The organism is Curtobacterium sp. NPDC089991, assembly GCF_044748425.1.
Taxonomy (GTDB): Bacteria; Actinomycetota; Actinomycetes; order Actinomycetales; family Microbacteriaceae; genus Curtobacterium.
Window position 1 is genome coordinate 849977 of sequence record NZ_JBIVGB010000002.1, and the last position, 8862, is coordinate 858838.

Below are 8862 nucleotides of genomic sequence, written 5' to 3' on the forward strand. Positions count from 1 at the left end.
TCCCGTCATCGACAACGCGCGTTACGCGACCTGCTCCTCGTTCTGCGGGTCGAACAGGCTGGACGCCTCGTGGCGCTCGATCGCGGCCGCGACGAGCCCCGCGAACAGCGGGTGCGCGTTCGTCGGACGCGAGCGCAGCTCCGGGTGCGCCTGCGTGGCGATGTAGAACGGGTGCACGTCGCGCGGCAGCTCGACGTACTCGACCAGGGTGCCGTCGGGCGACGTGCCCGAGAACACCAGGCCGGCGTCCGCGATCTGCTGGCGGTACGTGTTGTTGACCTCGTAGCGGTGACGGTGGCGCTCGGACGCCTCGGGCGCACCGTAGAGCGACTCGGCCAACGACCCCGACGTGAACGTCGCCGGGTACAGGCCGAGGCGCATGGTGCCGCCCAGGTCGCCGCCGGCGATGATGTCGACCTGCTCCGCCATGGTCGCGATGACCGGCGTCGAGGTCTCCGGGTCGAACTCGGTGCTCGACGCGTCGGTCAGGCCGGCCTCGTGGCGGGCGTACTCGATGACCATGCACTGCAGGCCGAGGCACAGGCCGAGCGTCGGGATGCCCTGCTCACGGGCGAAGCGCAGCGCACCGAGCTTGCCCTCGATGCCGCGCACGCCGAACCCGCCGGGGATGCAGATGCCGTCGACGTCGCCGAGCTGCTTCGCAGCGCCCTCGGGCGTGGTGCAGTCGTCCGAGACGACCCACTTCAGCGTCACCTTCGCGTCGTGCGCGAAGCCACCGGCACGGAGCGCCTCGGTGACCGACAGGTAGGCGTCCGGCAGGTCGATGTACTTGCCGACCAGGGCGATCGTGACGTCCTTCTTCGGCTCGTGCACGGCACGGAGCACCGGGGTCCACGCGGTCCAGTCGACCGGGCCGGCCTCGAGCTTGAGCGCGTCGACGATGACCTGGTCGAGGCCCTGGTTGTTCAGCAGCGTCGGCAGGTCGTAGATCGACGGGACGTCCACGGCGTTCACCACGGCGTCCTCGTCGACGTCGCACATCAGGGCGATCTTCTTCTTGTTCGAGTCCGACACCGGGCGGTCCGACCGCAGCACGAGGGCGTCGGGCTGGATGCCGATCGAGCGGAGCGCGGCGACCGAGTGCTGCGTCGGCTTCGTCTTCTGCTCACCCGACGCGTTCATGAACGGCACGAGCGACACGTGCACGAAGAACACGTTGTTGCGGCCGAGCTCGTGGCGCACCTGGCGCGCCGACTCGATGAACGGCTGCGACTCGATGTCGCCGACGGTGCCGCCGACCTCGGTGATGATGACGTCGGGCTGCGGGTCGTTCTCCGCCTGCTCGCGCATCCGACGCTTGATCTCGTCGGTGATGTGCGGGATGACCTGCACCGTGTCGCCGAGGTACTCGCCGCGACGCTCCTTGGCGATCACCGTCGAGTACACCTGGCCGGTCGTGACGTTCGCCGACTGCGCCAGGTTGATGTCGAGGAAACGCTCGTAGTGCCCGATGTCGAGGTCCGTCTCCGCACCGTCGTCGGTCACGAAGACCTCGCCGTGCTGGAACGGGTTCATGGTGCCCGGGTCCACGTTGAGGTACGGGTCGAGCTTCTGCATGACGACCTTGAGGCCGCGAGCCGTCAGGAGATTGCCGAGGCTGGCTGCCGTCAGGCCCTTGCCGAGAGACGAGACGACCCCGCCGGTCACGAAGATCTGCTTCGTCACCTTCGGGGTCGGGGTGTTTGCCTGGGTACCGCTGCTGAGAGTGTCCGCCACGGGATTCCATCGTACGTCAGAACTGCCGGGAGGCGCGACCCGGGTTCGCCGTGGGCGTTGCGCGAGGTGGGTGGCCGGGTGTTCGGGCCGTGCGCGCGTGGGCGTGCTTGCTTGCTTTCTTGCTTGCGGCCGCGTGGCAGGTCAGGCCGTCTGGCCGGCCACGTCGAGCAGTTCGCGGGCGTGTTCCACGCCGCTCGCGCTGTCGCCGAGTCCCGAGAGCAACCGCGCCATCTCCTGCAGTCGGTCCTCGCCCTCGAGCCGTCGCACGCTCGACGAGGTCACGGCGCCGCTGGCGTCCTTCACCACGTTGAGGTGGTTGTTCGCGAACGCCGCGACCTGCGCCAGGTGCGTGACGACGATGACCTGCGTGCGCTCGGCGAGCTTCGCCAGCCGACGGCCGATCTCGATCGCCGCGGCACCGCCCACGCCGGCGTCGACCTCGTCGAAGACGAACGTCGGCACGGTCGTGCTGCCGGCCATCACGACCTCGATCGCGAGCATCACGCGCGAGAGCTCGCCGCCCGATGCCCCCTTGCCGATCGGTCGGGGATCCGTGCCGGAGTGCGGCTGCAGCAGGATCGACACCTGGTCGCGTCCGTGTCGGCGGTACTCCCCCGCGTCGGTGACCTCGACCACCAGGGTGGCGCCGGCCATCGCGAGCGTCTTCAGCTCGGTCGTGACGCGCTTCGCGAGGTCCGCTGCCGCCTTCGTGCGGGCACCGGTCAACGCGGCCGCGGCAGCCCCGAGCGCCTGTTCGTCCTGTTCGACGGACTGCTGGAGCGCCGCGATGCGGTCGTCGTCGCCGTCCAGCTCGAGCAGGCGGTCGCTCGCCCGCTGCCCGTAGTCGATGACGTCGTCGACGGTCTCGCCGTACTTGCGGGTGAGGCCGGCGAGCAGGGCGCGCCGTTCGTTGATGAGCTCGAGGTCGTGACCGGCCTCGGGCTCGAGCGAGCCGAGGTAGCTGGAGATGCTCGCCGAGGCCTCGGCCGCCTGGATGCCGAGCTCCGTGAGCTGTTCGAGCACGGGCTGCAGGGCGGCGTCGGAGTCGGCGACCCGCTCGACGGCGCGTCGGGCGGACTCGACCAGGCCGACGACGTCGGAGACGCCGTCGAGGGACTCGCTGGACAGGGCCTCGTGCGCCAGGGCCGCGGACAGCCGGAGTTCCTCGAGGTTGCCGAGCCGGTCGGCGCGCTCGGCGAGCTCGACGTCCTCGCCGGGCTGCGGGTCGGCCGCTTCGATCTCGTCCGAGGCAGCGCGGATCCGGTCGGCTTCGGCCACCCGCTCGTCGCGGTCGCGCGTCAGTGTCTCGAGTTCGCCCGTGTGCTGCTGCCACGCGTCGTACGCGGCGACGTACCGGTTCAGGGCCTTCTCGAGGGCCGCCCCGCCGAAGCCGTCGAGCGCCGCACGCTGCGCGGTCGACGAGGTCAGTCGGATCTGGTCGGACTGGCCGTGCACCGTCACGAGCTGGTCCGCGAGTTCACCGAGCACGGCGACGGGAGCGCTGCGGCCCCCGACGGTCGCACGGCTGCGCCCCTCGGCCGAGACCGTGCGCGTGAGGATCAGTTCGCCGTCCTCCACCGCGCCGCCGGCGTCCTCGACGCGTTCGGCGACGGCAGCGTGCTCGGGGACGTTCCACCGGCCCTCGACCACGGCGCTCGAAGCACCACGGCGGACCGAACCGGCGTCCGCCCGAGCACCGAGCAACAGCCCGAGGGCCGTGACGATCATGGTCTTGCCGGCACCGGTCTCGCCCGTGACGACGGTGAACCCCGGACCGAGTTCGAGCGTGGTCTCGCCGATGACCCCGAGGTCACGGATCGCGATCTCCTCGATCATCGGTGGTGCTCCTCGCCTCGGCCGGTCACAGGTGGTCCTCGTCCTCGTCGGTCTGCGGCCCGCGCCACCCGGTGACCGGGAGCCGGAACTTCGCGACCAACCGGTCGGTGAACGGAGCGTCCTTGAGGCGCGCGACCCGCACGGGGTCCGGCGACCGTCGGACCTCGACGCGAGCGCCCGGCGGCAGGTCGTGCGTCCGGCGACCGTCGCACCACAGCACCCCGACACCGCTCGTGCGCCGCAGGACCTCGATCGCGAGCGTGCAGTCCGGGCCCACCACGATCGGGCGGGCGAACAGGGCGTGCGCGCTGAGCGGCACCATGAGCAGAGCGTCGACGTCCGGCCAGACGATCGGGCCGCCGCCGGAGAACGAGTACGCCGTGGACCCGGTGGGGGTCGACACGACGACGCCGTCGCACCCGAACGAGGACAGCGGGCGACCGTCGACCTCGGTCACCACTTCGAGCATGCGCTCGCGCGAGGCCTTCTCGATGGTGGCCTCGTTGAGCGCCCAACTCGAGTAGACGATCTGGTTGCCGACGACCACGTCGACCTGCAGGGTGACGCGCTCCTCGACGTGGTACTCACCCGACAGGGCACGCTCGACGGTCTCGGCGAGGGCGTCCCGCTCGCTCTCCGCCAGGAAGCCCACGTGCCCGAGGTTCACGCCGACGATCGGCGCCCGCGTCTCGCGCACGAGTTCGGCCGCACGAAGGATCGTGCCGTCGCCGCCGAGCACGATGACGATCTCGAGCTGGTCCGCCTGGACGTCGACCCCCAGGATGTCGACCTGCCCCACCGAAGCTTCGGCCCGCCGGATGTCGGCGTACTCGTCGAACGGCATCACCGGGATCAGACCGGCGGCGTGCAGGAGGTCGCAGACCTCGACCGCAGCGTCGATCGAGTCACGGCGACCCGTGTGGGAGACGAGCAGGATGTGCCGGTCGTCGCTCATGCGGTCCCCTCTGTGAGTTCGGTTGCCCGGACTCTCCATTCTGTCGGATTGCCACCGACACCACGCTGGAAGCGCGCGAGGTACTCGTGGTTCCCGTGCGTCCCGATGATCGGCGACGCCGCGAGCCCGGTGGTCCCGAAGCCCAGGTCCCACGCCGCCCACAGCACGTTCATCAGGGCGTCGTCGCGGAGTGCCGCATCGTGCACGATGCCCTCGCGCACCCCACCGCGGCCGACCTCGAACTGCGGCTTCACCAACAGGACGAAGTCGTCGGCGGGGACGGCCTCGGCCAGGGCGGGCAGCACGAGCCGGAGGGAGATGAAAGACAGGTCGCCGACCACCAGGGTCGTCTCGGCTGCAGCGCCGTCGAGCGCGAGGTAGTCCGACCGGGTCAGGCTGCGGGCGTTGGTGCCCTCGACCACTGCGACACGCTCGTCGACGGCGATCGTGGGGTGCAGTTGCCCGTGCCCGACGTCGAGCGCGATGACCCGGCGAGCACCTCGGGCCAGGAGCACCTGCGTGAAGCCACCCGTGCTCGCACCGACGTCGAGCACCACACGGCCGGACGGGTCGACGCCGAACGCATCGAGCGCCCCGACCAGCTTCTGGGCAGCGCGGGAGACCCACTCGTCGGCCGCGTCGACCACGATGTCGGCAGCCGGCGAGGTCGGGGTGGAGGGCTTCACGACAGGACGACCGTCGACCGTCACCCGGCCGTCCTGGATGAGCTTGGTGGCAGCGGTGCGCGAGCGCGCGAGGCCACGTGTCGCGAGCAGGGCGTCGAGGCGGACCGGGGTCGCGTCGGGCACGGCTCCGTCCGGTTCAGGCACTCGCGGTGCCGCCGCTCTCGAGCCGCGTGCGCAGCTCGTCGTGGAGTGCCGAGAACGAGTCTGCACGTTCGACGAGCGGCAGGGTCTCGGCCGCCGAGGTGCGCGCGGCGAACTCGTCCTGCGGTTCCAGGTCGGCGGACGGCTGCTCGGGGTTCGGCACGTCCGACACGCTACTCGCCGCCGTACAGCTGCGGGTCCACGTCGAGGCCGTAGATGGCCAGACCGGACTCCCAGATCAGCGCTGCGCCGGCACGGAGCCGATCGATGTCGCTGCCGGCGTCGAGCACCCGCACCACGTGCCCCCGCATCGCCACGGTGGCGCTGCCGACGGTGACGTACCGCGTGCCGTCGTCGTCCTGCCGCCGGACGGTCACCGGGTAGGGCTCGGACAGGCCACGGAGGTCCTCGAGCACGAACAACGGACGCGAGCGCTGATCGGCCGCGAGCACCTGCTTCGCCTGGTCGATGCCCGTGAGCACGAGGACGCTCGGGATCCCGACGTCGTTCGCTCCCTTGATGTCGGTGTCGAGACGGTCGCCGATGAACAGTGTCTTCCCGCCGCCGAACCGCTCGACCGCGGCGTCGAAGATCGGGCGCTCCGGCTTGCCGGCGACCACGGGCATCCGCCCCACGGCCTGGTGGACCGCGGACACGAGCGTGCCGTTGCCCGGGGCGATGCCGCGCTCGACCGGGATCGACCAGTCCATGTTCGTGGCGACCCACGGGATCGCCGGGTCGGCCAACGCGAACGACGCCTCGGCCAGTTCCTTCCACCCGAGGTCCGGGGAGAAGCCCTGGATGACCGCGGCCGGGGAGTCCTCGGCACTGGTCGTCACCGTGAAGCCGGCGGCCTCGACGATGCTCGACAGTCCCAGCCCACCGGTGACGAGCACCGTCGCGCCGGCGGGCACCAGCGTCGACAGGAGCTGCACGCCCGCCTGCGACGACGTGACGACGTCGTCCTCGGACACCTCGAGCCCGTAGCGCTCGAGGTGCTCGGCGACGTCGATCGGTCGTCGGGACGCGTTGTTGGTGATGTACCCGACCCGTGCGGTCAGCGAGGCCCGTGTGAGCGCCTCGACCGCGTGCGGGATGGCGTTCCGCCCCCGGTAGACGACGCCGTCGAGGTCCGTGAGCACCACGTCGACGCCGTCCGTCGGCGCGGTCGGGACGTCAGTCGGCTGCGGAGCCGTCGACGTCGCGCGGGTTGTCGTCGTCGAGCTCGCCGGGCTCGTCGGCATCGCCGGGTTCGCCGACGACGTCGGGCTCGGCGAGGGCTGGTTCGTCGTCGTCGTCGAGGTCGGCGTCGTCGTCGTCGAGCTGGTCGGTGTCGTCGAGCTCGCCGGCGTCTCCGTGTTCTTCGACTTCGAGCGTTTCCTCGACCACATCAACTGTCTCCCAAGCGTTCTCGTCGGCGGCTTCGGCGAGAGCCGTTGCCGCACGGTCGACACGGGCCCACCACTCGTCGGCCTCGTCCTGGCGGCCGAGCTCTTCGAGCGTGGCCGCGTAAGCACTGTAGAGCGCCGGTGACCACGTGTAGGCCGTGGACGGGTCCAGCTGTGGAATCTCCAGCTCGCCCAGGGCAGCTGTGGGGTTCCCGAGGTCGATGCGTGCGCCGGACATCGCGATCGCGAGTTCGACCTGCACCGCGGTGTCGAGCGCGGCACGCTCCACCGAACGGCCGAGTTCGAGCGCACGCTCGGGGCGGCCGAGGCCTCGTTCGCAGTCCACCATCATCGGGAGCTGGTCGTTGCGGCCGGAGATGCGCCGGTAGGTGCGGAGCTCGCGCAGCGCGGTCGCGAAGTCCCCCAGGCGGTACGCCGTGATCGCAGCGGTCTCGCGGACGACACCGACGCGTCCGGCACGGCGGGCGGCGCTCAGGGCGTGCTCGTTCGCCAGAGCGGGGTCCTCGTCGACGAACAGCGCCGCGGCCACGAGGTGCCGGGCGACCCAGTCGGCGTTGTCCTTGCTGAGCGTCTTCAGCTCCATGCGCGCCGCGGGGTCGAGGTCGCGCGCATCGATCTCGTCGGGGATGTCCGGGTCGTCGTGGCGCGGACGGATCGACTTCGTGCCGTACGGGTCGCGGTCTTCCCAGTCGTCGCGGGCTGCCTCGCCGAACCGTGCGCCGGCGTGACGCGTCCCGTCGCCGAAGCGGCGTCGGTCGTCGCCACCGTCCTGACGCGGGCGGTCGCCACCGCGGGCCGGACGGTCCGAAGCACCCCGGAAGGACGGACGGTCGCCGTCACGACGCGGACGGTCGCCGTCGCGGGCCGGACGGTCGCCGTCGCGAGCCGGACGGTCGCCGTCGCGGGCCGGACGGTCGGAGCCACCGCGGTATGCGGGACGGTCAGAGCCGCCGCGGTACGCGGGACGGTCGCCGTCACGACGCGGACGGTCCGATGAACCGCCACGGTACGACGGACGGTCGCCATCACGAGCCGGGCGGTCAGAGCCGCCGCGGTACGGGCGGTCTCCATCGCGAGCAGGACGGTCAGAGCCGCCGCGGTACGCGGGACGGTCACCATCACGACGGGGACGATCCGAACCGCCCTGGTACGGGCGGTCGCCATCACGACGCGGACGATCCGACCCACCACGGTGAGCAGGACGATCGCCATCGCGGGCGGGACGGTCGGAGCCGCCGCCGTACCCGGGACGGTCGCCATCACGGGCGGGACGGTCGGGACGGTCGGGACGGTCGGGACGGTCCGAGCCACCGCGGTACGCGGGACGGTCGCCATCACGACGCGGACGATCCGAACCACCACGGTAGGCGGGACGGTCGCCGTCACGCGCGGGGCGGTCCGACCGGAACGGACGGTCCCCGTCGCGGCGCGGACGCTCAGCACCGCGGGGGCCGTCGCCGCGCGGCGGACGGCCGGAGTCGCCGCGATCGCTCCGCCACGACGGACGATCGTCACGGTCTCCGGAGCGGAACGGACGGTCGCCACCGCTCCGCGGCGCACTGCCGCGACCTGCAGCGCCGTCGCGGAACGGACGGTCGGAGCGCTCAGGACGGTCACGGCGGTCGCCCTCACGGCGTTCGAAGTCACGCGGACCGGACGACCAACGACCTCCGCCCGCAGCGTCTCCGCGCGGACCTCCGTCGCGTCGAGGGGCTCGGTCGTCCCGTCGGGGTCGGTCTCCCCGGTCGCCGTCGTTCCGCCGCTCGTCGTCGTTCGCCACCGTTGCTCCTCATCGCGTGCCCGAGCCGAAGGCCGGGCGTTCGTCCGCTGTGTCGTTGTGTTGGGTGCCGCGTCGGTCGGACCGACGTTCGAGCTCCAGTCCATCACGAACCGGAGCCGACGTCGAGCGACGAGCGGCAAAACAGAAATGGCCACCGGCCACCACCGTGAACGAGGGTCTCCCCTGCGAATTCACGATGGAGGGCCGATGGCCACATCTTCTTACGTTAAGTCCGGCGGCGTCCTACTCTCCCACAAGGTCCCCCTTGCAGTACCATCGGCGCTGAGAGGCTTAGCTTCCGGGTTCGGAATGTGACCG

At 71.3% G+C, this 8862-nt stretch carries 8 protein-coding genes and 1 rRNA gene; all 9 read right to left on the reverse strand.

What is annotated here, in order from left to right:
- Window positions 1-21 precede the first annotated feature (21 nt).
- On the reverse strand, window positions 22-1737 hold the full coding sequence (locus tag ACIPV1_RS09310) for a CTP synthase (protein ID WP_222658593.1): 1716 nt from the start codon (window positions 1735-1737) through the stop codon (window positions 22-24).
- Between the two features lie 141 nt (window positions 1738-1878).
- Window positions 1879-3573, reverse strand: coding sequence for a DNA repair protein RecN (gene recN / locus ACIPV1_RS09315; RefSeq protein ID WP_402726237.1), 1695 nt, complete (start codon window positions 3571-3573; stop codon window positions 1879-1881).
- A 25-nt stretch (window positions 3574-3598) separates the two neighbouring features.
- Window positions 3599-4528, reverse strand: coding sequence for an NAD kinase (locus tag ACIPV1_RS09320; RefSeq protein WP_111086586.1), 930 nt, complete (start codon window positions 4526-4528; stop codon window positions 3599-3601).
- Window positions 4525-5337, reverse strand: a complete 813-nt coding sequence (locus tag ACIPV1_RS09325) for a TlyA family RNA methyltransferase (RefSeq protein WP_402726238.1) — start codon at window positions 5335-5337, stop codon at window positions 4525-4527. The genes ACIPV1_RS09320 and ACIPV1_RS09325 overlap by 4 nt, the downstream gene beginning before the upstream one ends.
- Before the next feature lie 13 nt (window positions 5338-5350).
- Window positions 5351-5518, reverse strand: a complete 168-nt coding sequence (locus tag ACIPV1_RS09330; RefSeq protein WP_402726239.1) for a hypothetical protein — start codon at window positions 5516-5518, stop codon at window positions 5351-5353.
- A 10-nt stretch (window positions 5519-5528) separates the two neighbouring features.
- Window positions 5529-6500, reverse strand: coding sequence for an HAD-IIA family hydrolase (locus tag ACIPV1_RS09335; RefSeq protein WP_123294974.1), 972 nt, complete (start codon window positions 6498-6500; stop codon window positions 5529-5531).
- Window positions 6501-6531: 31 nt separating this feature from the next.
- Window positions 6532-7347, reverse strand: a complete 816-nt coding sequence (locus tag ACIPV1_RS09340) for a hypothetical protein (RefSeq protein ID WP_402726240.1) — start codon at window positions 7345-7347, stop codon at window positions 6532-6534.
- Window positions 7338-8381 (reverse strand): hypothetical protein, encoded by a 1044-nt coding sequence (locus ACIPV1_RS09345; RefSeq protein ID WP_402726241.1) that lies wholly within the window; start codon window positions 8379-8381, stop codon window positions 7338-7340. Before ACIPV1_RS09345 ends, ACIPV1_RS09340 begins: the two co-directional genes overlap by 10 nt.
- A 393-nt stretch (window positions 8382-8774) precedes the next feature.
- Window positions 8775-8862: ribosomal RNA gene (gene rrf, locus ACIPV1_RS09350) — 5S ribosomal RNA — on the reverse strand; the annotation flags it as partial.